This is a genomic window from Pseudoalteromonas gelatinilytica (assembly GCF_001641615.1).
GTDB lineage: Bacteria > Pseudomonadota > Gammaproteobacteria > Enterobacterales > Alteromonadaceae > Pseudoalteromonas > Pseudoalteromonas gelatinilytica.
Genome location: NZ_LRRU01000007.1, coordinates 20,763 through 45,325, shown reverse-complemented (window position 1 = coordinate 45,325; position 24,563 = coordinate 20,763). Strand labels below are relative to the sequence as shown.

The following is a 24,563-nucleotide window of genomic DNA, read 5'->3' as shown; positions in this document are numbered from 1 at the left end:
ATGCCGATATGCTTAGCATATCGGCATTTTTCGTTATAAATACTTTAACCAAGGCTTGTTAGCCTTACGCTTGTATTCACTAAACGTCTTGGTTGGCCAATAAAGCCCTACTGCCAACAACAAAGTAATAAACCAAATACCGGATATATCACTGACTCCTAAATATTGCCCTTGATTTGCCCCCCAGATCAGCATGCCTATTTGATACATAAATAGCAGTACATAGAGGTGGAAAATATAAAAGAACATAGGCACAGAACCATACACTCTCAGCGCATTAGTAACGCGGTTGAGCGGTCTTTCAAATAACCATAAGCCAACAAACATGCCCGCTAACGTGATCAGCAAAAAGCTCAGTGACGGTGGGTACTTAGTCACGTTAAACACCGACATCATGGTTTCGGTTGTGGTGCTAAACGTTTGCCATGGCAAGGTTTCACCATAAATATTAAATCCACGCAGCAGCGCAAATAACCCCACACATAACAGGGCTAACAGCAGCAATGCTCGTTTACGCGAATCCGCCGATTGAGTGTGTGCATATAAAGGACCTGCACAGTAACCCAACAAAATTACGCCAATCCAAGGCAACACTGGGTAGCTAATTTTGACGTCGATTAAACCACCTTGTGATAGATAGCCTCGGTCATGCAAAATCGTCCACAGCGAGTAACCAAACTCATCGGGCGTAAAGCTGATAGGGGTCAGTAAGTTATGACCAAATACAATAACTAAACCAAGCACCAGCAATAGGTTGCGTGGCAGCTTAATCAATGCTGCTAACACCAGCATACAAAGGCCAATCGCCCACATCACTTGCAGCCAAATAGTGTGGTAGTAACCCATCCACGAAAAACAAATCAGGGTCACTTCAAGGGCGATTAAAAATAGCCCTCGCTTGATTAAAAAGCTTCGTGCTGAACGCGCCACGCCACTTGCTGGGTGACTATAAAGCCACGCCGACAAACCGGTTAAAAAGATAAAGGTTGGCGCACAAAAGTGTGCCGCAAAGCGGCTCCAAAAAAGCCCCGGCGAAGTGGTATCAACCACCATGGGATCGGCCACCTGCATGTGCAAGAAAAAGCGCTCTCGCACATGATCAAGTAACATCAGCAGAATAACGACACCACGCATGATGTCGATACTGTGAATACGGCTTTTAACTTGTTCAGAAGTCATAGCTTACGCCAAGTTTAAATTGTGTCGGTGCCCCCGGATAGGCCCACAATGCATTGTAAGAACTAGCAATATACTGCTCATCAAACACGTTATCGACATTTAATGATACTGTAGTACGTTCAGTCGCTCGCCATTTAGCAAATAAACCAACGGTTTGGTAGCTAGGTAATCGGAAAGTGAGATCAGCCGGGTCGCCCAAACGGTCAGAGACATATTGATAATGACCACCAATCGTTATGTCTTGTGCGAATACACTTAGGTCATGGTTTAAGCCAATCGAAAGGTTATTCTTTGGTACGTTCACAAGTGGACTGCCCTTAGGAATTGGCACTAACCAGTCAACATTTAGACTATCTGTCGCAGTCTCTGCATCCACATAGGCATAAGATAGGGTGTACTCGGTATTGTCACCCAGTGAACCTGTTAAATCTAACTCAAAACCTGTGCTATTTGCTTTACCTACAGGTGTTGAATAACCCACATTTACTGGATCTGCCACCAGCATGTTGCTCTTGCTTGCATCAAAGTAAGCAAGCGTACCGCTAATGTTGGCATAGCTAAATTTAATACCCACTTCAAACGAGTCGCTTTCTTCAAAACCGAATGGATTACCTTCGGCATCGGTGCCGCTCAGTGGTAAAAAGCCTTCTGAATAGCTTGAGTAAAGGTTAATGTCGTCATTAAGTGCGTAAACCACACCAAAACGTGGACTAATGCGGTTTTCTTTGCTGTTTGATGCAACACCAGACTTAGTTTCAAAGATGTCTTGCTCAATTTCATCAAAACGCAGACCTAACATCACTTTTAAGTTATCGGTTAGATCTAGTTGGTCTTGCAGGTAAATACCGTACGCATTTTGCTGTTCGTTATTTTCGTACTGCATGCTTACTTCAGGGCCTTCAGTGGTGCTGTACTCTGGCTCATAAATATCAATGGTGTAAGTGCCATTACCACCACGGTAGCGATAAAGCCCAGTGCGCAGCTCATAGTCGTAACCGTCAACACCAATCAATACATGGTTGGTGATACCAGCAACATCAAAATGACCGCTTAATTCAAAGCGCAGCGATAAATCATCAGACTCATAATCACGGTATCTGTGTTGGCGAGTTAAAGTTCTGCCATCATCAAATAATGACTGACGCGATGGTGAAAGCTCAGCATCTGACGAATAACCCGTTAGCGTTGCAGTACGGTAACTAGCACCTAATAACAAGCTCCAAGCTTGGTTTAGATCGTTGCTGTAATTTAATTGATGACCGCGTGAGTGCACTTTGGTTGGTGCATCATTTGGGTTACCTAAAAAGCGTGACTCAGGTACGGTATCAAAATCACCATTTAACACCACAATACCGCGGTCATACATTTGCTGTTGGTCAACATACTCAAACTCATAAGTCAGCGATGAGTTATCGTTGATTTGATAATAAAGCGAAGGCGTAATCACGAATTTGTCGTGGTGCACATAATCTCTAAAGCTATCGCTATCTTGCCATGCACCATTGATACGAAACGCTAAATCATCGCTTAGACCGTTAGTGTAATCACCTTGAATACGCTTGTGATCATCGCTACCGAACTCAGCTTGAAGTTGCCCTTGCTGATAAAACTGGGGCTTTTTAGTAATAATGTTTACGGTACCACCCGGCTCTGAACGGCCATAGAGTGCTGAGCCCGGTCCTTTTAATACTTCGATGTATTCAATGTTTGATACATCACGCGGGCCTGCAAAGCCGCGTCCACCACTAAAGCCGTTAACTAAATACCCAGACGGCATATTTTCGTTACCCGACAAACCACGAATTGAATAGCTATCCCACAGCGCGCCACCATTATTCTTGCGAGTAATGCTGGCAGAAAAATCCAGTGCATCACGAAACTTAGTGATACCGTTATCAGTCATCATGTCTTTACTTAATGTGGTGATCGATTGCGGTAAATCTTTTGTTGGAATATCACCACGAAACGCTTGCTTATGTTCAATGGTGATTGTTTCGATATCGCTGTTATCAGCTGCGTATGTATTCGCTGCAAACGCCGCAGCTAAGGCTAAACTTAGTGTTGAGTACTTCATAAGGTCTGATTGTAGTAATTAAGGGAAATGTTTTGTTATAAAATAACACAAATAAGCATATTGATATAGTATAACAAATCATTTGCACAGAATTTTTACCTATCTTTTTAATGTTTACATCATGCAAGTTCATCACTAGTATTAATAAATGACTAAAAAACAAACAAGTTAGGGAAAACTATGTATAAATCACTTTTCGCATTAACGCTCGTATGCACATCTATAAGTTCATTCGCTAACCCTGATTTATCAGGCCGAAACCCTTTTGTTGATATTCAAGCACAGGTACTCGACACCTCCACAGGTAAGCCAACATGGCAACGTCTTGATCATATTCCTTATGTACAATACCCAACGGGACTACTTAATCAGCAAGGTAGTGGCTGTGCGATTGTTAACTTTGCAGTTACTCCCGATGGTGTTGTGAAAAACCTTAATATCGAGAACTCAGCACCTAAGCGCTTTAGTAAAGATGTTAGAAAAGCAGCAAGGCAAATAGTGAGAGATTGGCAATGGCCTGAACGTACTGATGATCAAACACTTGAGCTAACCATGCGTTTTGATTACTGCCTAACCTTCGATTACGACAAAAAGAGTGAAGCTATAGCTATGTGTGTTGAGCATTCAGAACAAGCCTGCGAGTAAAGCATAAATTTGCCATACAGATACTTGAGCCAATGCGAGGTATTGCCTACAATGGCGCACAATTTATTCAATGCAGATCGCAATTATGACTGATACACAAAAACCAGAATTACCAAACCAACTTTCTATTAATCCACGTAGTAAATTTTATGTGGAAGAAGTATTCGAGCATGAAATTGGTGTAAAACTTAACGGCAAAGAGCGTTTTGACGTTGAAGAATATAATATCAGCGAAGGCTGGATCAAAGTCGCTTCTCCAAAAGCGCTTGATCGCCGCGGCCAACCTTTACTATTAAAGGTAAAAGGCACTGTAGAAGTATTCTACAAGTAATGATTTGTCGGCTAAAGCTTGCTTTAGCCGATACTCCCTCTAAATTCACGCCCCTAATTTATCGATTGATTTCTAGACACATTTTGTAACACTGCGTTCATCGCAACTGCATCGCTATTTAAAACTGAATTGTTATGATGTAACAGTTCCCAAAATAGGATGTAATCCCATGAAAAAACTAACAACGTTGGCACTGGCCATGGCTGCGACACTGGCACCTTGGGCATCAGCTTACGAAACAAAAGACACGCGCTTACTGCGCTTTCCAGATATTCATAACCAAAACGTTACCTTTGTGTACGGTGGCGATATTTACATTGCTAATACACAAACAGGCGAAAGCAAACGCTTAACTGACCATATTGGCTTTGAAACCTTCCCTAAGTTTTCACCTGACGGTAAACGCATTGCCTTTGCAGCCGAGTACAATGGCAGCCGCCAAATTTATGTTATTAACAGCGATGGCTCAGGCTTAAAGCAACTGACTTACTACAACGATGTTGGCCCAATGCCACCACGCGGCGGTTTTGATTATCGTGTTCTCGATTGGACACCTGATGGCAAAAATGTGGTATTTCGTGCTAACCGCACACCGTGGGGTAAACGTATGGGTCGTCCATACATGGTGCCTGCTGACGGTGGCCTTGAGCAGCCTCTGGCTATTCCAGAAACCGGCGGCGGCATGCTTTCGCCAGATGGTAGTAAATATGTTTACACGCCAATTGACCGTGAATTTCGTACTTGGAAGCGCACCCGTGGCGGTCGTGCACAAGATGTCTGGGTTTACGATTTAAAAAGCAATACCTCAGAGCAGCTAACCAGTAACCGCGCTACCGATCAGCAACCAACCTGGGTTGGCGACAACATTTACTTTGTATCTGATCGTGATTACACCCTTAACCTGTATCAATACCAAAAAGGCGCTGAGCCGAAAAAACTAACCAACCATAAAGACTTTGACGTACTGTGGCCATCAGCTGGCCCAAATGCTGTTGTTTATGAAAATGGTGGTTACCTTTATCGCTTTGACCCAAAAACTCAAAAAAGCACTAAGCTGAGCATTAACATTGCTGGTGTGCGTCAATACGCAATGCCGTACACAAAAAATGTGAGTGACTTTATCGACTCAATGTCGATTTCTCATGATGGTAAACGTGCACTCTTTACTGCCCGCGGTGAGCTATTTAGCGTACCGGTTAAACAAGGCCCAACACGTAACCTATCTTACACAGCAAAAGGCCGCGAGGTTGACGCAAGTTGGTCGCCAAATGGTCGTTATATTGCTTATATGAGCGATGAAAGCGGCGAATACGAAATTTACTTAAAAGATCGCAGCGACAACAATGCCACTAAGCAGCTAACCAGCAACGGCACTATTTGGCGCTTTACACCAATTTGGTCACCTGATAGCTCAAAACTGTTATTTGCAGATAAAAACCACACACTCTGGTGGATAGATGCAAAATCGGGTAAACAACACAAAATTGATACCAGCATCTACGATGAAGAAGGTATTCGCCAGTATACTTGGTCGCCAAATAGCGAAGACATTGTGTATGTAAAAAACAATGAAAACCGCTATGCCTCACTGTGGCACTACAATATTGATAAAAAGAAAGTGACTCGCTTAACGGATGAAATGACCAATGAGCAAAACCCAACTTTCTCTCCTGATGGTCAATATCTGTACTTTAGTTCTGAGCGCGACTTTAACTTAGCCTTTAGTAGCTACGAGTTTGATTACATGTTTAATCGTGCAACGCGTATTTATGCCGCTGCCGTAAATGACAGCATCAAACCACTAATCGCACTACAAAGTGACGAAACAGCAATCGTCAGCGATAAACAAAAAGATGACGACAAGAAAAACAGTAATAACCTGCAAAGCAGTGAATTTATGCAGCGCGTTACCGCTTTAAATGCGCCAGCTGGAAATTACCGCGGTTTAACGGCAGTAAAAGGTGGCGTGCTAACACTGGCTAATGGCGGCCTACAATTAATAGGCACAGCTCACGACAGCGAGCTTGAAACTGTGGCTAAAGGGGTAAGCAGCTACACTATTTCGAGCAACGGTGAGCACCTGTTAGTGCATGCGGGTAACGATTACAGCTTAATTGAGCCTAAAGCAAAACAAGACCTAGCAGCGAATAAGCTGGATCTTAGTAACATGACCTTAAAAATTGAGCCACAAATTGAATGGCAGCAAATGTATGTTGAAGGCTGGCGTACATTACGTGATTGGTTCTACGATGAAAACCATCACGGCCAAGATTGGGACGCAATTTTAGCTAAGTATCAACCTATGGCTGATGCTATCTCACACCGTAGTGACCTAGATTACATTCTCAGTGAAATCGCAGGTGAAATAAACTCAGGCCACATTTATGTGCAGTCGGGTGATATGCCAAAAGCAGAGCGTAAAAAGCATGGTTTATTGGGTGCAAAACTTGCCAGCGATCCGTCTGGATACGTAAAAATTGAGCAAATTTTCCAAGGTGAAAACTGGCATGAAGACTTCCGCTCACCACTTGGCACAACAGGGGTAAAAGCACATAACGGCGACTACATCATTGCCGTAAATGGCCGCTCAGTAAAAGACGTCGCTAACTTCTACGAATTACTAGAGAACACTCAAGGTGAGCAAGTTGAGCTAGTCCTTAACAGTAAGCCGCGCAGCAAAGGTGCATGGCAAGTTACCGTTAAGCCTGTCGCCAGCGAGCAAGGTTTGCGTTATTTAGACTGGGTTAACTCTCGTGCAGCCTACGTTGATAAGCTATCAAATGGTCGTATTGGTTATGTTCACTTACCAAATACAGCCTACGAAGGTAACCGCGCCATGTTCAAAAACTACATGCCGCAAACCACCAAAGACGCCATGATTATTGATGACCGATACAATGGCGGCGGCTTTATTCCTGAGCACATGATCACCTGGCTTGCTCGTAAACCGCTTAACTACTGGAAGCGCCGCGGTGTTGAGCCAACGAAAACACCACAATTTGCTCATGATGGTCCAAAAGCCATGCTGATCAATGGTTACTCAAGTTCAGGCGGTGACGCTATCCCTTACTACTTCCGTCAAGCAGGGTTAGGTAAGCTTATTGGTACCCGTACTTGGGGTGGATTAATTGGTATTTCGGGTAACCCAAGCCTTGTCGATGGCGGCCAAGTTATCGCGGCAACATTCCGCGTTTTAGATAACGATGGCAACTGGATCATCGAAAACGAAGGTGTCACCCCAGATATCAAGGTGGTTGATCGCCCAGAGCTAATCTACCAAGGTAAAGATCCATCGATTGAACGTGCCGTAGAAGAGCTTTTAAAAGAGCTAAAAGACAATCCGAAAAAGCCACTCACCGTGCCACCAGCACCGACTGACTTTTAATTCTTAACTGGTTGTTAAAAAGCAAAAAACCCCGCTGCAATGCGGGGTTTATTTTTGCTGAATGCCTAATATTCAAACTTGTATATACAAATAATTCAAGCTAAGTCAGACCATGTTAAATTGAATTTACGTAAGTATTTTTGTAATCGAGTAGAGTCATTGGCTTGTGCTTTTTTGGTACGGCTCACATCAAATAACTCACGCCCAGCTGAAGCCATGCTTGAATGTTGCTCACAAATACTAAGTACATAATTTAACTGAGCAATATCAAACTGATCTAAATTCGCTATTTGCTCTTCTGACAAATAGTGAGCAAGGCGATTAGACACTTTAGGTTGCACATTAGATTGCCATGAGTCTTGTAACCGTGCGATTTCGTCACTGACATCCGTCACAGTGATACGCGAAGAGTTCGCCAAAGTACATAAACGAGTAATTGCAGAGCTTAAATCACGAAAGTTTCCACGCCATACTGCTCGCTTCGACATAGCAAACTGCTCAAACAACTGCTTTGCTTCTTTATTGAATTGAATTCGCTGCCCGGTTTTTTGCTCAAATAAACCCATTTCATAGTCAATATTGGCAGGTATATCTTCTTTTCTGTCTTTTAATGCCGGTAACTGATAGCTCCACAAATTGATACGCGCTAATAAATCTTCACGAAACAGCCCTTTTTCGACTTCGGCTTTTAAATCTTTGTTAGTGCCAGCTATGAGTTGAAAGTCACTCGCAACAGTTTGATCACTGCCAACTGGATGAAAGGTCTTATTTTCAATAGCGTGTAACAGCATTGCTTGCTCTTCTAAACCAAGCTCGCCAATTTCATCTAAAAACAGCACACCATTATTTGCAGTGAGTAAGTAACCGCTTCGCTCTTTTTGAGCACCTGTAAAAGCTCCTTTTGTGTGGCCAAACAAAGCAGCCATGGCATTTTCACCACGTAACGTGGCGCAGTTAACCGACACAAGCTCACCTTTTAAAATGGCGCGCTTCTTTTTCAGTTTATAAATTCTCGTTGCCAACTGGCTTTTACCAGCTCCCGTAGGGCCCGTCAGAAGCATAGGATCATCTGAACGAATAGCCACAACTTCAATCTGCGCAATCAACTTATTGAATGCACTGTTTTTAGTTTGAATACCGCCTTTTAAAAATGCATTACCTTCTAAATGCTCTTTATCAAAACGAGTGGCAAGTTGATCATACTTAGATAAGTCCAAATCAATAATTTGAATCTTACCTGTCGCTTTATTTTGATTATGCTTATCGGGTGATGTTTGAATTAAACGCCCAGGAAAATGACCACTCTCGGTTAATAAGAAAATACATATCTGCACAACATGGGTGCCAGTCGTGATATGAAAAAAGTAATCGTGCTGATCAGTATCAAAACGCTGTTGATGACACCAATCATAGAGCTTGGCGTAAACCTCTTCAAAATCCCAAGGGTCTATAAAGTTAATATTTTCAAGGCATACCGTGGTTTCTGGGGAAACTGACTCAATATCTACTGCAACATTATTCGCTAAACGAGAGCTATGAGTATCATGCATCATATACAGCTTACTAACGATGAACTCTTCTTGACTACATAAGCTGACATTGGGTCGCCATCTTGCCCAACGGTCTACGCGCTTACCCACATAGTCTAATTGAGTTCCGAGAATACTCACCACAATCGTACTTTTCAAAATATATCCTTATAGATAGAAACTGTATCCATTTAAATACCAAATAACACTATCGTCAAGTACCTCATCACCCAACACAAACTACAAAAATAGAACAAAAAACATAAAAATCAGTGTGTTAATAAATAAAAAACACTCTTTTTTAGTTGTGGCACAGCTCTTGGAATAGAGAAGTGTGATTAATTAGGAGTGATTCAAATATCACCCTGGTGCGTTACACACTGTGAACACGTATGCCTAATCACAAAACTATTAATGTAGCTCAGAGGTAGAGCAGCGAAATGATTTCGTCGGTCATGGGTTCGATTCCCATCTTAATACTATAAGTAGCTCAAACAGGTAGAGCACCAAAACCAATTTGGATGTTGCGGGTTCAAATCCCGCCTTAGTCAAAATCGTAACTTTAAATGTTAGTAAGTCGTTGTTTGCGCTGACTGATAAACGCTTAAGCATGAACGATAACAGCAAGCCGGATGCTCCCTGTTATTGCGACACCCAAAGCCTTTTTCAGTTAACAAATACACACTTGCTAACTATCAATAAGGAAATAAAACATGTTAAGAAAAACACAATTAGTAGCAGAGAACCAAAGAGTGCTCGTTTTTAAAGACCAGCAACTAACAGACGTGTTAATGCCAGGAAAGCACCGTTATTGGGATTTTCAGAATCAGCTTGAGTTTGTCACCTTTGATATTAACTCGCTGTATTTCTCAGAGCGAAATACTGAACGTTTGTACCGCAATAACCCAATCTTGCAACAGCATATAAGTCATTGGAAACTTGAGAACAACGAGCTAGGTATGTTGTACGTTGATGATTTACTACAAGGGATCGTCGCTCCTGGTGAGCACTTATATATTTGGCAAGATGCAGGGGCTATAAAACTTGAAAGAATTACTCTCAACAGCACTCAAGCGCTGCCTGAGCAATTATTAAATTTAGTTAATCGAGCTGGTGCAAATAGCGCAACTCGCTTAATTAGAAGCGAAAAAACAGTCGCAATCAAACCGATCGCCGAGTTTAAAGTCGCGAAAGAGCATGTAGGCTTACTTTACATTAACGGCCATTTTATTGGGAAGTTGCAGCCTGGCATTCATGCCTATTGGCAATTTAATCATGATATTGAAGTGAAATGTTATGACTGTAGAACACAAAGCGTAGAAGTATCTGGGCAAGAAATTCTCAGCAAAGACCGAGTTAGCCTGCGCATTAATTTAACTGCCAATATCAAGCTGATAGATGCTGAGCTTGCAGCAAAGAGCGTAGATAAATTGGATGAATTCATCTACAAAACTCTACAGCTAGCACTCAGAGAAGCGGTTGGTACAAAAACGCTCGATGATATCTTATTAGATAAGTTGTATATCAATGAAACAGTGAAAGAGCTGGTGATTGAACAACTCAAGGAGATTGGTATTGCTCTATCTGGCGTTGGTGTGAAAGACATTATTTTACCGGGCGAGATGAAAGCCATTTTAAATCAAGTAGTCGAAGCGCAAAAAGCAGCTGAGGCAAATGTAATAAAGCGACGTGAAGAAACATCAGCAACACGCAGCTTACACAACACCGCGAAAGTAATTGAGAACAACCCGACGCTAATGCGCCTTAAAGAGTTAGAGGCATTAGAGAAAGTCGCAGAAAAAATAAATAACTTAACCGTTTATGGCGGCCTTGAAGGGCTAATGAACGGGGTCGTAAAAATAGCCTAACAGGCTAGGACGAGTAAGGAATCAAATTATGTGTAATAACTACAACACAATCGAACAACAAGGACAGGTACCTATAAAGGCATGGACAAAAGGCGTACCGTTTGAAGATGCAGCTATTGCTCAATTAAATAATATTGCGCAAATGTCGCTAGTTCATTCTCATATCGCGGTCATGCCAGATGTTCACATGGGCAAAGGCGCCACAATAGGTAGCGTCATTCCCTCTGTAGATGCGGTGATCCCTGCGGCGGTAGGCGTTGATATTGGTTGCGGTATGGTTGCAACGAAAACAACGTTAACGGCTTCGCAACTGCCCGATAATCTGGCGGCAATTCGTCATGCGTTTGAAGCTGCGGTACCACATGGTCGCACGGGCCGAGGTAGAGGGGCTCGCGACCGAGGTGCTTGGCATAATATTCCTGATGTTGTTGCAGGTGAGTGGCAAAAACTTGAGAAGCGGTTTGAAAAAATCTGCGCTAAGCACCCTGCAATTAAAAACAGTAATCATGTAAATCACCTAGGTACAATGGGCACAGGCAATCATTTTTTAGAGCTCTGCCTAGATGAAAACAATGCAGTTTGGATCATGCTGCACTCAGGTAGCCGAGGAGTTGGTAACCGCATAGGCACTTACTTTATCGAGTTGGCTAAAAAAGAGATGGAGCGTCATCAAATCAACTTACCTGATATGGATCTTGCGTATCTGAAAGAAGGAAGCGAATACTTTGATGACTATGTTGAGGCTGTAGAATGGGCGCAAGATTTTGCAGCTAAAAACAGAGAGATCATGATGTTTAACGCAATCAAAGCGCTTAAAAAGCAAATACCTATCGCTTTTGAAACCGCGGAGCTTGCTGTTAACTGTCATCATAACTATATCTCGCGTGAGCATCACTTTGGCAAAGATTGTTTTGTAACACGCAAAGGAGCTGTACGTGCACAAAAAGGTGAAATGGGGATTATTCCCGGAAGTATGGGAGCGCGCTCTTTTATTGTTCGCGGCTTAGGAAACCCAGATAGCTTTAATAGCTGTAGTCATGGAGCCGGCCGAGTCATGTCTCGTACAAAAGCTAAAAAGGTCTTTAATATTCAAGATCAAATAGCGGCAACCCAAGGGGTAGAATGCCGCAAAGATGCCGCGGTGATTGATGAAATTCCGCATGCGTACAAGGATATTGAAAAGGTTATGGCTGCACAGCAAGACTTGGTTGAGGTTGTACATACGCTAAAGCAAATAGTCTGCGTAAAAGGATGATAATGAACTATTTAATAATTGATGGTGCACAAGGTGAAGGCGGAGGGCAAGTACTTCGCACCGCCCTCACCTTATCAATGTTAACCAAACAAGCTATTGAAGTTGTTAATATTCGGGCCAAGCGAAAAAAGCCTGGCCTGTTACGCCAGCACCTAACCTGTGTGTTAGCAGCACAACAAATCTGTGATGCCGAAACAGCTGGAGTTGAACTGGGCTCAAACCATATTCGCTTTGCGCCTAAACAAATAAAAGCGGGGGATTATCACTTTGCGATTGGCACAGCAGGCAGTACAACGCTTGTATGCCAAACTGTATTACTGGCATTAGCGACAGCAAAGCAGCCCTCTACCATAACCTTTGAGGGTGGCACACATAATGGCATGTCACCTTCACTGTGCTTTTTTGAGCACTGTTATTTGCCAGCTTTAGCAAAAATGGGGGTACATTGCGAGCTTACAGTTACCAAGTATGGCTTTTACCCTGCCGGTGGTGGCAAATGGCAGTTAACCATTTACCCGTGTGAAACATTAAAGCCCTTTGCGCATTTTGCACCGCCAACTAAGGATGCCAAAAAGGCGATTAAAGTACTTGTTAACAAGTTACCGGGGCATGTTGCGAAGCGTGAAATTAGCACTGTAAAACAAGGCCTTGATTGGACAAGCGCTGAAACCACGATAACTCGTGTAGAAAGTATAGGAGCTGGAAACAGCTTGCAGCTACATATAACATCAGACACTCATAACAGTATTTTTGAAGTTATTGGTCAACATGGCGTTGCAGCACAAAAAGTGGCTCTCAAAGCAGTAGAGCAGGTTACACAATTTATCCAATCAGCAGCGGCAGTAGAAGAACATCTGGCAGATCAACTGCTTTTGCCATTAGCTTTGGCCGGTAAAGGCGAGTTCAAAACCAGTGAACCAAGCTTGCACGGCTTAACCAATGCAGAGGTCATAAAAACGCTTTTGCATGTAGAGATAACGTTTACTCAGCTTGATGATAACCTTTGGCAGGTATCATTAACTGATACCTAATTAGGATGATCGGCAATGGAAAACACATTAAAACATGTTTATTTAGTCGGCGGTGCAGTTCGCGACAAATTGCTAAACAGAGCGGCAGCTGATCAAGACTTTGTTGTTGTGGGTGAAACACCAGAAACCATGTTAGCCCTAGGTTTTGAAACTGTTGGTAGTGATTTTCCTGTATTTTTACATCCAACCACCAAGCAAGAATATGCCTTAGCTCGCACTGAACGAAAGCAAGGTCGTGGTTACAAAGGGTTCACGGTGAATGCCTGTACCAGCGTAACTTTAGAAGACGACCTTGCGCGACGAGACTTAACTATCAATGCAATGGCGATGAGTGCCGATGGCGAGCTTATAGACCCATTTAACGGCCAACAAGATTTAAATAACAAAGTACTTAGACATACATCAGCCGCATTTGCTGAAGATCCATTACGTGTACTGAGAGTGGCTCGATTTTTAGCTCGTTTTGGTGAAAGCTTTAGTATACATCCGGAAACCAAGGCATTAATGATGCAAATACACCAACAAGGTGAATTAGCTTATTTAACGCCAGAACGGGTTTGGAAAGAAACCGAAAAAGCACTTGCTGAGCCTCACCCTGAGCTTTACTTCAAGACGTTGTATGGTCTAGGTGTGTTTCCAGAAATAGATGCAATGAGTGGTGTTCCCCAACCAAAAGAACACCACCCTGAGGGCGATGTTTACACCCATACACTGTTAGTTTTGCAAAGAGCGGCTCAGCTAAATTTTGATGTAGAAACTCGCTTTGCCGCATTAACGCATGATTTTGGCAAGGCGACGAGCTTTGAGCTAAACGGCAATTTACATGGCCATGAACAACGCGGCGTAGCAGTGATCAAGGCGTTTTGTCAGCGTTTAAAAGTGCCTAAACGGTTTTATGAGCTGGCAGCATTAACCAGTGACAATCATACGCGTTGTCACAAAATCGCACAGCTAACACCAAAAAAATTACATAAATTACTTGTCGACAAGCTAAATGCGCAAAATAAGCCTGCGCGCTTTTTGCAGTTTTTGGATGCGTGTCAGTGTGATGCGCAAGGACGGGGACCAAGTTTTATACATCGCCCTTATGCGCAACGAACACTTGCACTGGATTTAGTAAAACAACTAAACAAGCTAGATAAAAAAGCACTTGTGCAACAAGCAATACACCAAGGTAAAAGCGGCATAGCCATCGGAAAAGCAGTTCGCGAAGCAGAAATAAAGCAACTACGTGATTACTTCACGGAGCAAATTAGTAAGGAAACAAAATGAATAACACAACAGCACACTCAGCAATCGATGACAGTGTAAGAGCTGAAATAATGCGACGCATAAAAGCGGCAGAATCAGAACATAACGTTAAAGTGTTATTTGCTATTGAGTCGGGTAGCCGAGCATGGGGATTTGCAAGTCCTAACAGTGATTATGATGTGCGCTTTATTTATGCGCATGCTAAAGATTGGTATGTAGCAATTGATGTTGAAGAGCAAAGAGATGTAATTGAATACCCAATCGTCGATGAAATCGATATAAATGGTTGGGATATTCGTAAAGCACTCAAACTATTCAGCAAATCAAATCCCGCGTTTATTGAGTGGTTACAATCACCCATAGTGTATGTTGATGATGGCTTTTTTGCTGCACATGCAAAGCGGCTAATGCCACAGATAGTGTCATCTCATAAAGGCATTTATCATTACCTGCATATGGCAAAAGGTAACTTTAGAGAGTATCTAAAAAAAGAGCGTGTGCCGCTGAAGAAATACTTTTACGTATTACGACCACTACTGGCGATTATGTGGCTCGAAAAATACGATGAACCTGCTCCGATTGAGTTTGATAAACTAAGGGAGCTTGTCAAAGAGAACCTTGCATTGGATGCTGCGATTTCAGATTTGCTCGCCCGAAAACGGGTAAGCTTAGAAAAAGAATACGCGCCAGCTGTGCCTGTAATTAATGAGTTTATTGAAGCAGAGTTAACACGGCATGAAAACTACACAGCTAACGTAAAGAAGAAAGTCGTCGATTTTGATGCTTTAAATCAGTTGTTTAAAACGACACTTATGCGATACGAGAGCGAATAGTTTTGTTATTTAAAATTAAAAAGGAATTATATGAAAAAGCTCATTACTTTGCGTTTACCCGCAATTTTAGCAAGCCTGATATTAATAGCGGGATTGATTTCATTAACATGGGAGAGTGGCACTTCCTATGATGATGGAGGGCTGGGTACGTTTTCATTTATTATCTTGATGCCAATAATGATATTAAGAAGCCTGATAAAACTCCCTGTATGGGTGCTCGTTCCTACGATTAGTGGTGGCCTATTCTATCTAGATTATTTTTTAAATAAGCGCTTAAAAAACAAAGAATAGGCTCGCAATGCGAGCCTATTTTGTAACAATTAAAAACGACCAAATTGATAAAGTAGCTGCCCTGCTTCGCCAATCACTAATTGTCTATGTGTTTGGCTTTGCCAAGGCCATTCAAACTTTTTAAGCTGATTTTGCTGCACGTCATCACTGACGCTAAACGTTCTATTGTGGTTGTATTGTTTTAAGCTTTTAGCACTTAATTGAAATACCACTAATGTGACTAATGCCCCGTAATTAATAGCTAACTCAATCAATGGTTCTCTAAAGTCTTTACGAGTGTTTGTAGCATCCCACACTAGGTTTCTTTTTTCAGCTAGTGCCTTTTTAAAGCGTTGCTTAGCAAGTTGCAAAACTTGCCCGCGACTTTTTTGGCAGCTACGTTTACCGTTAATTTCAGCCCTAATGTCATCAAGTGAGATGACTTCAAAATCGACTAAGTTATTTGCGATCCAAGTTGATTTTCCACTGCCGCTGATACCACACATAATGTAGCAATGACTGTACTGCTGACAGGTTGTATAGTTTTTCGCAATGGCTTCTTCGACAAGCTTAATGTCGCCATCAGCTAACTGTTTTATGGCATAACCATCCAACAATGTTTGCTCTGACTTAGTAGGCTTAACCTGTATCCGCGCTAAATATGTAGTTGTGGGATTAGTTACCCCCCATAACTCATAATCTTGTGCAAACATGCGATACTGCTCTAACAAATCAAGCTGTACTGCCAAGTCATTGCAAACTCGACCGCGCATATCGGCTAATTCAAGCCAATAGAGAAGTTCTAAATCTGCATTTAGTGATAACTTGAAATAATCACTAAACTCTTGATTTTTAATCACAAGGCGTTTTGGCACTTGATGAAAACCCACCAAGCCCATAATTACCATGATCACACTGTGCTCAAGCGGAAGCTCTATCAACTTAGTTGCTAAATAACTTGCACCAATTTCTTCGTGTAACGGAGCTACAACCCTTAACTGACCTTGAATCTCCTTTTTTCGGGTGGTCAATGGCTTGGCTATATCATGCAGTAAGGCAGATAAAATCAATGCTTGTCGCTTTTTACCTGTGATATGAGAAGCCTCAGCAGCAAGCAACTCATAAAGTGCTTTAAGCACTAAATCAGTATGTATTGCGACATTACCTTCTGCATGCCAAATTGAATCCTGCTCTGTTTGTTCAAATTCATTTAATAACGGAAAAAAGCGCCCTAGATTCATTACACATTCGGCAAAACTAGGAGTACTTTGCAGCTCAAGGCTGGCTAACCAGTTTTCAACTTTTTCCATGCTTGCCCCCTGCCGATTTTTGTAAACCATTTGCAATAACGTCTGCGTACATCCAATGCTGCTCGGTGGTTACATGGTTATTTCTAACCCACTTAGCTACCGCACTTGCAAAATCTTTGTAATGAAAACCTTCAGCAAGTCGCACCACATAGCCTTCTTGGTTCACTGTATCTATCGAAATAGCTTTAATTGTTTGCTCACACCAAAGACCAACATACAGCTCCTTTGGCGTTGTTAGCCCCAAGCTTGCAAGAAACTGCTTAGTGTCTTGCCAACTTAAACTCTGATTGAGCTCATTCCACACAGAAAAAGCCATAAAATAACTTGGCAAATTGTTGTATGAGATTGAATGCCTTGCATAAAGGTTCTCACCACAAATACGCCATCCGATTGGTATTTTATAACCTACTTGCGCTTGCAGTGCTTTTACCCAAGCGCGCGATGGATGAAAGCGGCTATCAATCGATCTTGCATGAATGTAGTCATTGTATAAGGTGGTATTTTCACCATCCATTTTTTCCGTGACCACAACTTGTTTGCCTACAAAATGGCTTAAATCTCGTTGCTTTACGTCGTCATTCGTAGCCCCCAATGACCATGGAAGGTGTGGGGTACGAGGATATTTAATTCTCATCATATTTCTCCATATCTACTCTAATTAGTAGCTAGATTCATTTAGCTTTCAAAGAAATAGACACAGCAGTACGTACTCATAGTAGTGACACTATAAGTGTTTGGATTGCTGTGCCTTGATGGAATTACATCGTTCTATCCTCGTTTTATTTATTATGCAGTGTGGTCGAAATAGCGATCGACTGACTGCTTTAAAGTTTCAATGAGTGCCTCATCCATATATTGGTACTCGTCGGGTATATCGAGTACCTGAATCGGCTTGTGCTGCAATAAACGGCTAAACTGCGCTTTTAGGCGTTGTTTATGCTTATGTTCCATCACAAAAATTATATCTGCCCAATTAATATCAGCAGTTGTTACCGTGTGCCTTGCTCGTGGGCTTGTACCTGCAGAGCGGGCTTTAATGCCATTGTATTGGTTGAATACCTTTTCTGCCGTTGGGCTACGCCACTGGTTACGGCTACATAGATACCCAAGCCACCTCAAAATGCAGAATTCAGCGTTTCACAGGTGCTTAATATCAAGGCGTTACTTTGCAAGAATGGCAGTCCCTTTTAAGAAGTAACAACGATGAGAGTAAGTGCCTGTGAAGCGCCCAAAGGGTTGGTTTAAAAGCGATTTATACTGCGTTATTGATCTTAACAATAGAACCACTATTACTTGCAATCAATGCCTTGCCTAAATCGCTTTTAATTCCAACTGAAACTCGCATCTTGAGGTGGTTTGGGTATCAACAGTTTTCCATGTCCTTTTCCTTTGTGAGTCTGGCTAAACTCAGGGCCCTTAAACGTACGAATCGGATTACCCCGTTGCAGCTCATTGTGTTGTTGCCACCGCGACTTTTGCTGCTGGCTAGCAGCCTGCTGAGCTTGTTCTGCCAGTTTTTGCATTAGCAAAACTCGAGCTAAACGCTTATTCGCATGCTGACTTCTTTCACTCTCTACGCGAACAGTAGTTCCTGTCGCAACATGGGTAGCACGAACAGCTGAATCAGTGGTGTTTACATGTTGGCCTCCCGCGCCACTTGCGCGGCATTGCTGAAAGCGGATCTCGATATCAAAAGTTTGCTCAGCTATTTCAAATAGTTGACCGCCAAAATACCAGTTTTTACGCTTATGCCTTGCTCTGAATGGGCTTTGACAAACCCACAACATCGAGCCATGCCATTGCTGCGCAAACTGTTTTAAAATTTGCGGCTCAGCACCGGTTAATTCAAGCAATACCGATTTGTAGCAGCCTGAAAGCTCAGCTTGCTCTACTGCAAGAGTATTCACCTTAATAGCTAACGCTTTAGCATCACACTCAAGGTGCTTAACAGCCATAGCCACCGCTTTACAGCACTCTAAAGGACCCGCCCCTGACGATAATTGCACTAAGATCATCCGCACGTTCCTTGTGTTTTAAAGGTAAGCACAGGCTTTAATTTGGCAATTACAGTAACCAGCCCAGCATCAACAAGGTCATTAATAACTGTTTGGCAGTCTTTGTAAGCTTGTGGTGCTTCATCATAAAGCAGCGTTTTATCATTACAGATCACCCTGCTACCAAACGCAGTGCGATATAAATCTTCCTTTTTAAACTTGTGACTCAAGCGGCCTTGGCATTCTCCACGCTTCCATTTGCGACCAGCGCCATGTGCAAGGGAGCGTAAGTTTACGTTTTGCTCAGCCGTTGGCTTAACTAAGTAACTGTAATCACCGCGAGAGCCCGGGATCATCACAGCCCCTTGATCGCTAGGTGTAGCGCCTTTTCGATGTAACCAGCCTGCTTGTCCTGCAATCTGTGATTGACTTACAAGGTTATGATTTACATCTAAAACCTGTTCGCCGCCAGCGCGAATAGCTTGTAAAAAACGCCGTGCGATCAGTTCTCGGTTTAACTGAGCCCAACGCAGTGCTTCGTCATGTTTAGCCATATAATCTGTAAAGGCATCACTTACTACCTCAAGGCCATCATGGTTATGCTCTGCAATATGCTTAACTAAAATAGCTTGCCCTAACCCTCTAGAGCCAGAATGCACCAATAGCTGCAATTGTTTAGGTTGTAGGCCTAAAGCAAGTAACGCTTGTTGATCAAACACCTCTTCAATCGCCTGAAATTCAGCGAAATGATTGCCACCACCTATGGTGCCAAGGGCACTATCAAAACCAGTTTGTGTGATAGCCAGTTCATGTTTTCGCTCGCTAATTAATGTGTGCCAACTTTCATCTAGCGGCTGTTCAACATCGCTTAAGCGTTTTGCGAGCTTATCTACATTTAACTTGGCTAACTTAGTATTGGTTTGCCAAAGCGACATACCGCAGCCAATATCATTCCCCACTAAAGCGGGGTAAATTCTACCTTCTGTAAAAAAGGCAGCCCCAATGGGGTAACCTCGACCTGGGTGTAAATCGGGCATACCCGCTACAGCGTGCATACCAGGTAATTCAGAAGTTTTAATTAATTGTTGTATTGCTAGCCCTTCAATCCACGACTCTTTAGACGCAATAAGGCTAACGTTATCAGTAAGTTTTTGGACGGACTTGCCCATAATACCAATTCCTTTCTCTGCAATAGAAAAATGCTAACGAAAAATGATTTGGCAGGTCTTTGATTAATTGATCAGGCTTAGCTTTGAAAAGCTAATAAAGAAATAGCTTCGAGCTAGGCAAGAAAACGACCTGCAAAGGAACAAGTTGTATAAGTCATATTGTTTACTCCTCTACAGTGTGTGAATGGTTAAAATCGCGGCGATTGTAAACAGCTTAAAAAGTGAAAGCAACTAAAAAATAATCAATCGTTGTTATTTACGCCCTTTTTAAATGTTCATCACAACGTGAAAAATGTGCAATTAAGCGTCTATGGGTTGTCATCTAGAGAAAATTTGAGCAATCTAAAAATGCCTTAAAAATAATAACAAGAGTGACTGCAAGGTTACTCAAAAAGGATGCCGCCATGCTCAAACACCGAATAGCTCGCTCACTCATCAGCTTACCACTGTTGATTGCTGCCCATGTCACTAGCGCAGCTGAACTACCACAAGCGATTGATGCTGCGTTTCAATCGGCGGTGAGTGCGAAAACGGTGCCGGGCATTACTGTCGCGGTGGCCGATAAATCAGGAATAATCGCGGCAAAGGGTTATGGTTTTGCCGATATCGAAAACCAAGTTTTGATGAGTCCAGAGCATAAGGTTCGCATTGGCAGTGTTTCTAAACTTATTGCTACAGCTGCTATGATGCGCCTTTACGACAAGGGATTGATTAACTTAGACAAACCTGTAACCGACTATGTAACTAACTGGCCAGAAAAACATGCAGCTTTAACACTGCGCCAGCTCGCGTCACATACCGCAGGGATCCGCCATTACAAAAAAGGCGCCAATGAATTTTTACTCAACAAATGGTATGGCGATATTGATAGCGCTTTAGCCATGTTTAAAGATGATCCCCTACTGTTTGAGCCGGGCACCAAACAGCAGTATTCAACATTCGCTTGGACATTAGTAAGCGCTGCGATGGAAGGCGCTGATCCGAAACGCAACTTTCGACAAATTATCGAACAAGAAGTCTTCGCGCCACTCAAGTTAAACGACACATATTTTGATGAGCAATTTACCCTGATCCCACATCGCGCAAGACCTTATAGCGTTGAACAGGGCCGTTTAATTAATTCACCGCAAACCGATCATAGCTATAAATGGGCTGGCGGTGGCTTTATTGCAACACCAAGTGATATCGTCAAGTTTGCAGTAGCTCACACGCAGGGCAATTATCTAAAAGCAAGCACCGTGGATGAAATGTTTACCCCAGCCACTCTCAATAATGGTGAACAGGTCGATTTTGGTATCGGTTGGATGACAGGTTTCAAAAACTATCAACAAAGAGAAAAGTACCAACATAATACTGAACTACAAGCCTTGATGGCCGACATGCCACACGCTGTAATGCACTCTGGCGGAAGTATGGGTGGCATTACCATGACCATTATGTGTGTTGATCATCAACGCGCGGTGACTGTGGTTAAAAACGTTAATGGTGATAATAGCGCAGATGTATTTGCGCTAGCCCTACAAACCCTAAGCTATTATCACCAAGACCATTGATTTGTTTAAGGCAGCTTAACTATAGCTGCCCTTGTAACCTCGTTTTTGTCTCTTTTAAGTAATCTGGGTAGGGATACGAGTCATCTGCAACAGCGATTGCAGCCTCGATTTGAATTAATGCTTGGCGAGTATTACCTTGCATTTCATAGCCATATGACAAAGCTGATAGTGCATACACTGATTTAGGGTAGTTTTTGATATTGTACTTAAACACCTCAATAGCCCGCTCAAATTGCTGGTTATCCGTTAAGCTGTAACCCAGCAACCTAACAGCGCGGTCTGGTGGCGCTATTTGCTCGCCCCATTGCTGAGATAAACGTTGATAATAGGCATCAATTGATGAAACATCATCGCCCAATGCACTCAAAGGCATATGTTTAGATAAAAATAAGCCATGGTACGCATTAAATGCCCCAGCGGCTGAGGTTAGGTTATGCGAAACGCCTGCAAAGGCATCGCTCTTAAAGCGCAGATTTTGCACCTTACTATTTTGCAATGTTTGCTGCATATCATCGTATCTTTCGCGCATAATGCCGGCTTCTTCGCCGATATTCATATATACATAGCTGTTAATACTTTTGGCTTTAGTAACAAAGGTATTTAGACTCTTAGCCGGGGCGCCATAGTTCCACCATACCGCAGGGCTATAAGCAATGTGCGCTTGAAATAACTCAGGCTCAGCCTGCATAGCGTAAAGAGCAAGTACACCCGCAGCTGAGGCTCCGGCAATAACTCTATAATCATGAGTACGATACTGTTTATTAACCAAAGGCATCAGTTCTTGCTCTACGAAAGCTAAAAACTTTGCTGCACCACCGCCTTCACCAACAGGCCCTTGTGGTTCTTTGTTCACTGTAGGATAAAAATCTCTAAGTCGATTAGTGCTTTCAATTGCAACTACAATCACCTCTGGCGCTTGATCATCTTGTTGTAAGCGCTCAAGCACAGCATTAATCAATGGTAAATTACCGGCCCCATCTAAACGGTAAATAACGGGATATCTTTTGTTTGGTTGTGTTTGATAGCTTTTTGGTAATTGCACAACGACAGTGCGTTGCTCACTAAGATTACTTGATTCGATAGTATGCGTATGTTGGCTGTAATGTGTAACCGCATCATCTGCAGCTGGTTGAGCCATTACATGACTAGTACATAGTAAAAAACCACTAATACAGAATAACTTAAATAGTCGCACGACTTATCCTTAAGAAAAATTGGTAATTTTTTAAGCTAACAGAATTGCAGGTACAAACAAAGAAAAAAAGAGCACCATTTTCTGAGACTTAACCTCCAACCAACAACCAAAGTAGTTTTTTTATAGAATTTATTCTCAGTTTGCAAAACCGGAAGTAAACCAGCCATTTTTACGTTTCACTCACTCAGTACTTTTCTAAATAGTGAAATAAATCATGACAATAAAAAAAATACTCATCTGCTTTGTAGCGGCTTTGCTACTGCTAACTGCGATTGTGTTATTTCGCACTTGGCAATTCAAACCCGCAGCAATCACCCCAATCCCTAAAGCCAATATTGCTGTAAACAGTCAGCAGATTGCTGAACACTTATCTCAAGCGGTGCAATTTAAAACGATTTCAAAAGAGCATCGTTCTGATATTGATTACCAGCAGTTTAGCGCATTTATATCTTGGCTAGCGCAAACATACCCCGATGTTCACCAACAACTTGAGTTAAAAAAGTTTAATGATTACACCTTGCTCTTTCATTGGCGTGGTAGCGAGGCGCATAACAAAGCGATTTTATTATCTGCTCATTATGATGTCGTTCCGGTCATTGCCGGCACAGAGTCATTATGGAGCCACCCTCCCTTTGCTGGCACCATTGATAGTGAACATGTTTGGGGGCGCGGAACACTTGATGATAAAGGCTCAGCAATTACTCTCATGGAAGCGATCTCTCATTTACTTGCACAAGACTACCGCCCCAAGCGAGATGTTTATATTGCGCTAACGCATGATGAAGAAATTGGTAGTAAATATGGTGCTGCAGCAATTGCTGATTACTTTGCTGATGCAGCTATTGCCCTTGAATGGTCACTCGATGAAGGCTCATTTGTACTTGATGGTATGATCCCTGGTGTTGAGCCAAAAGTGGCAAGTATTAACGTCACCGAAAAAGGCTATTTAACCCTTGAGCTAATCGCACATGCCAAGGGTGGTCACAGCTCAATGCCTCCCTCAGAAACGGCAGTGAGTATCTTAGCGCAAGCCATTGTAAACTTAAAAAATGCCCCAGTGCCCGGTGGTCTTGAAGGTATTTCGGCGCAAATTTACGATAAAATGGCTCGTCATATGCCTTTTTCAAGCCGTGTGTTATTTGCCAACCAATGGTTATTTGGCTCACTTATCGAAAATAAAATGAGTGAAATGAGCTCTGCTAATGCCATGCTCCGCACAACCACAGCACCGACTATGTTATCGGGCAGTGAGAAATCAAACGTATTACCCATCGAAGCTAAAGCAAAAGTTAACTTTCGAATTCACCCACGCGATTCCGTCGAGAGTATCATTGCCTACGTAAATGCAGTGATTGATGACCCTCGTATTGAGATTGGCATTGTTGAACAATTTGAACCATCACCCATATCAAGCAGCGAAAGCCCTGCATTTAAACTACTTGCTAATGCTGCACAAAGCATTCATGGCGATCTGGTAGTTGTACCCGGGTTAACAGTAGGGGGGACAGACAGTCGTCGCTACCAACAAGTTGCTGACGATAGCTATCGCTTCTTACCCATGACGCTCACTTCACAAGAGCTAACCGGTTTCCATGGTACAAATGAAAAAATTAGCATCGAGAACTTAACTAAAGCGGTGCAATTTTATAGCTACTTAATCAAGCAAAGTGATCAAAACCTTTAATTGAGCG

20 protein-coding genes and 1 tRNA gene are annotated in these 24,563 nt (G+C 42.5%); 12 read left to right on the top strand and 9 right to left on the bottom strand.

Annotated elements, in window-relative coordinates:
• Positions 1-33 precede the first annotated feature (33 nt).
• Together NH153_RS03010 and NH153_RS03005 are read right to left on the bottom strand one after the other, a co-directional pair.
• On the bottom strand, positions 34-1,179 hold the full coding sequence (locus tag NH153_RS03010) for an acetyltransferase domain-containing protein (protein ID WP_063700820.1): 1,146 nt from the start codon (positions 1,177-1,179) through the stop codon (positions 34-36).
• Positions 1,169-3,253 (bottom strand): TonB-dependent siderophore receptor, encoded by a 2,085-nt coding sequence (locus NH153_RS03005; protein ID WP_063700816.1) that lies wholly within the window; start codon positions 3,251-3,253, stop codon positions 1,169-1,171. Before NH153_RS03005 ends, NH153_RS03010 begins: the two co-directional genes overlap by 11 nt.
• Positions 3,254-3,433: 180 nt before the next feature.
• On the opposite strand from NH153_RS03005, the gene NH153_RS03000 reads away from it, so the two are divergent.
• The 3 genes from NH153_RS03000 (at position 3,434) to NH153_RS02990 (ending at position 7,614) form a co-directional block, all read left to right on the top strand.
• Positions 3,434-3,898 carry an energy transducer TonB family protein gene (locus NH153_RS03000; RefSeq protein ID WP_063700813.1) on the top strand — a complete coding sequence of 155 codons (465 nt, stop codon included), beginning with the start codon at positions 3,434-3,436 and terminating at the stop codon, positions 3,896-3,898.
• Positions 3,899-3,983: 85 nt separating this feature from the next.
• Positions 3,984-4,229 carry a DUF3297 family protein gene (locus NH153_RS02995; protein ID WP_171037140.1) on the top strand — a complete coding sequence of 82 codons (246 nt, stop codon included), beginning with the start codon at positions 3,984-3,986 and terminating at the stop codon, positions 4,227-4,229.
• A 169-nt stretch (positions 4,230-4,398) separates the two neighbouring features.
• Positions 4,399-7,614 (top strand): S41 family peptidase, encoded by a 3,216-nt coding sequence (locus tag NH153_RS02990; protein WP_082873978.1) that lies wholly within the window; start codon positions 4,399-4,401, stop codon positions 7,612-7,614.
• A 95-nt stretch (positions 7,615-7,709) separates the two neighbouring features.
• On the opposite strand, the gene rtcR is transcribed toward NH153_RS02990, so the two are convergent.
• Complete coding sequence (gene rtcR, locus NH153_RS02985; RefSeq protein WP_240494346.1) at positions 7,710-9,302, bottom strand: RNA repair transcriptional activator RtcR; 1,593 nt, start codon at positions 9,300-9,302, stop codon at positions 7,710-7,712.
• A 250-nt stretch (positions 9,303-9,552) separates the two neighbouring features.
• On the opposite strand from rtcR, the gene NH153_RS21705 reads away from it, so the two are divergent.
• From NH153_RS21705 to NH153_RS02950, 7 genes are all read left to right on the top strand, one after another.
• Positions 9,553-9,623, top strand: a tRNA-Ser gene (locus tag NH153_RS21705).
• A gap of 233 nt (positions 9,624-9,856) precedes the next feature.
• Positions 9,857-11,011 (top strand): slipin family protein, encoded by a 1,155-nt coding sequence (locus NH153_RS02975; protein WP_063700808.1) that lies wholly within the window; start codon positions 9,857-9,859, stop codon positions 11,009-11,011.
• A 28-nt stretch (positions 11,012-11,039) separates the two neighbouring features.
• Positions 11,040-12,266, top strand: a complete 1,227-nt coding sequence (locus NH153_RS02970) for an RtcB family protein (RefSeq protein WP_058586008.1) — start codon at positions 11,040-11,042, stop codon at positions 12,264-12,266.
• 2 nt (positions 12,267-12,268) lie between these two features.
• Positions 12,269-13,297 (top strand): RNA 3'-terminal phosphate cyclase, encoded by a 1,029-nt coding sequence (rtcA, locus tag NH153_RS02965; protein WP_167350233.1) that lies wholly within the window; start codon positions 12,269-12,271, stop codon positions 13,295-13,297.
• 15 nt (positions 13,298-13,312) lie between these two features.
• On the top strand, positions 13,313-14,569 hold the full coding sequence (locus NH153_RS02960) for a multifunctional CCA addition/repair protein (RefSeq protein WP_063700805.1): 1,257 nt from the start codon (positions 13,313-13,315) through the stop codon (positions 14,567-14,569).
• A complete protein-coding gene (locus tag NH153_RS02955; RefSeq protein ID WP_063700803.1) occupies positions 14,566-15,381 on the top strand; it encodes a nucleotidyltransferase domain-containing protein in 816 nt (271 codons plus the stop codon). Before NH153_RS02960 ends, NH153_RS02955 begins: the two co-directional genes overlap by 4 nt.
• A gap of 30 nt (positions 15,382-15,411) precedes the next feature.
• Positions 15,412-15,672, top strand: a complete 261-nt coding sequence (locus NH153_RS02950) for a hypothetical protein (RefSeq protein ID WP_063700801.1) — start codon at positions 15,412-15,414, stop codon at positions 15,670-15,672.
• A 29-nt stretch (positions 15,673-15,701) separates the two neighbouring features.
• On the opposite strand, the gene NH153_RS02945 is transcribed toward NH153_RS02950, so the two are convergent.
• From NH153_RS02945 to NH153_RS02925, 5 genes are all read right to left on the bottom strand, one after another.
• Positions 15,702-16,961: an AAA family ATPase gene (locus NH153_RS02945; protein WP_063700799.1), complete on the bottom strand. Its 1,260-nt coding sequence runs from the start codon at positions 16,959-16,961 to the stop codon at positions 15,702-15,704.
• Positions 16,948-17,598 carry an RNA ligase family protein gene (locus tag NH153_RS02940; protein WP_063700797.1) on the bottom strand — a complete coding sequence of 217 codons (651 nt, stop codon included), beginning with the start codon at positions 17,596-17,598 and terminating at the stop codon, positions 16,948-16,950. The genes NH153_RS02945 and NH153_RS02940 overlap by 14 nt, the downstream gene beginning before the upstream one ends.
• A 149-nt stretch (positions 17,599-17,747) precedes the next feature.
• Positions 17,748-18,080 carry a low molecular weight protein tyrosine phosphatase family protein gene (locus NH153_RS02935; RefSeq protein WP_063700795.1) on the bottom strand — a complete coding sequence of 111 codons (333 nt, stop codon included), beginning with the start codon at positions 18,078-18,080 and terminating at the stop codon, positions 17,748-17,750.
• A 203-nt stretch (positions 18,081-18,283) separates the two neighbouring features.
• Entirely contained in the window at positions 18,284-18,976 is a 693-nt protein-coding gene (gene prfH / locus NH153_RS02930) for a peptide chain release factor H (RefSeq protein ID WP_063700792.1), read from the bottom strand.
• The gene (locus NH153_RS02925) at positions 18,973-20,124 is read right to left on the bottom strand and encodes an RNA ligase RtcB family protein (RefSeq protein ID WP_063700789.1); all 1,152 of its coding nucleotides are present in this window, start codon (positions 20,122-20,124) and stop codon (positions 18,973-18,975) included. Before NH153_RS02925 ends, prfH begins: the two co-directional genes overlap by 4 nt.
• Before the next feature lie 404 nt (positions 20,125-20,528).
• Between NH153_RS02925 and NH153_RS02920 the strand changes: the two genes are divergently transcribed.
• Positions 20,529-21,677 carry a serine hydrolase domain-containing protein gene (locus tag NH153_RS02920; RefSeq protein WP_063700787.1) on the top strand — a complete coding sequence of 383 codons (1,149 nt, stop codon included), beginning with the start codon at positions 20,529-20,531 and terminating at the stop codon, positions 21,675-21,677.
• Positions 21,678-21,696: 19 nt separating this feature from the next.
• On the opposite strand, the gene NH153_RS02915 is transcribed toward NH153_RS02920, so the two are convergent.
• Positions 21,697-22,872 carry an alpha/beta hydrolase-fold protein gene (locus NH153_RS02915; protein WP_063700784.1) on the bottom strand — a complete coding sequence of 392 codons (1,176 nt, stop codon included), beginning with the start codon at positions 22,870-22,872 and terminating at the stop codon, positions 21,697-21,699.
• Positions 22,873-23,086: 214 nt separating this feature from the next.
• Here NH153_RS02915 and NH153_RS02910 point away from each other — a divergent pair, with 214 nt between their 5' ends.
• On the top strand, positions 23,087-24,556 hold the full coding sequence (locus NH153_RS02910) for a M20 family peptidase (RefSeq protein WP_082873975.1): 1,470 nt from the start codon (positions 23,087-23,089) through the stop codon (positions 24,554-24,556).
• Positions 24,557-24,563: the final 7 nt, after the last annotated feature.

Excerpts from the sequence above, each read along its gene's own strand:
- NH153_RS02945 (WP_063700799.1), bottom strand. The coding sequence starts at position 16,961 with ATGGAAAAAGTTGAAAACTGGTTAGCCAGCCTTGAGCTGCAAAGTACT.
- NH153_RS02995 (WP_171037140.1), top strand. The coding sequence starts at position 3,984 with ATGACTGATACACAAAAACCAGAATTACCAAACCAACTTTCTATTAAT.
- prfH (WP_063700792.1), bottom strand. The coding sequence starts at position 18,976 with ATGATCTTAGTGCAATTATCGTCAGGGGCGGGTCCTTTAGAGTGCTGT.
- NH153_RS02950 (WP_063700801.1), top strand. The coding sequence starts at position 15,412 with ATGAAAAAGCTCATTACTTTGCGTTTACCCGCAATTTTAGCAAGCCTG.
- rtcA (WP_167350233.1), top strand. The coding sequence starts at position 12,269 with ATGAACTATTTAATAATTGATGGTGCACAAGGTGAAGGCGGAGGGCAA.
- NH153_RS03000 (WP_063700813.1), top strand. The coding sequence starts at position 3,434 with ATGTATAAATCACTTTTCGCATTAACGCTCGTATGCACATCTATAAGT.
- NH153_RS02940 (WP_063700797.1), bottom strand. The coding sequence starts at position 17,598 with ATGATGAGAATTAAATATCCTCGTACCCCACACCTTCCATGGTCATTG.
- NH153_RS02975 (WP_063700808.1), top strand. The coding sequence starts at position 9,857 with ATGTTAAGAAAAACACAATTAGTAGCAGAGAACCAAAGAGTGCTCGTT.
- NH153_RS02970 (WP_058586008.1), top strand. The coding sequence starts at position 11,040 with ATGTGTAATAACTACAACACAATCGAACAACAAGGACAGGTACCTATA.
- NH153_RS02925 (WP_063700789.1), bottom strand. The coding sequence starts at position 20,124 with ATGGGCAAGTCCGTCCAAAAACTTACTGATAACGTTAGCCTTATTGCG.
- NH153_RS02920 (WP_063700787.1), top strand. The coding sequence starts at position 20,529 with ATGCTCAAACACCGAATAGCTCGCTCACTCATCAGCTTACCACTGTTG.
- NH153_RS02960 (WP_063700805.1), top strand. The coding sequence starts at position 13,313 with ATGGAAAACACATTAAAACATGTTTATTTAGTCGGCGGTGCAGTTCGC.
- NH153_RS03005 (WP_063700816.1), bottom strand. The coding sequence starts at position 3,253 with ATGAAGTACTCAACACTAAGTTTAGCCTTAGCTGCGGCGTTTGCAGCG.
- NH153_RS02990 (WP_082873978.1), top strand. The coding sequence starts at position 4,399 with ATGAAAAAACTAACAACGTTGGCACTGGCCATGGCTGCGACACTGGCA.
- NH153_RS02955 (WP_063700803.1), top strand. The coding sequence starts at position 14,566 with ATGAATAACACAACAGCACACTCAGCAATCGATGACAGTGTAAGAGCT.
- NH153_RS02910 (WP_082873975.1), top strand. The coding sequence starts at position 23,087 with ATGACAATAAAAAAAATACTCATCTGCTTTGTAGCGGCTTTGCTACTG.
- NH153_RS03010 (WP_063700820.1), bottom strand. The coding sequence starts at position 1,179 with ATGACTTCTGAACAAGTTAAAAGCCGTATTCACAGTATCGACATCATG.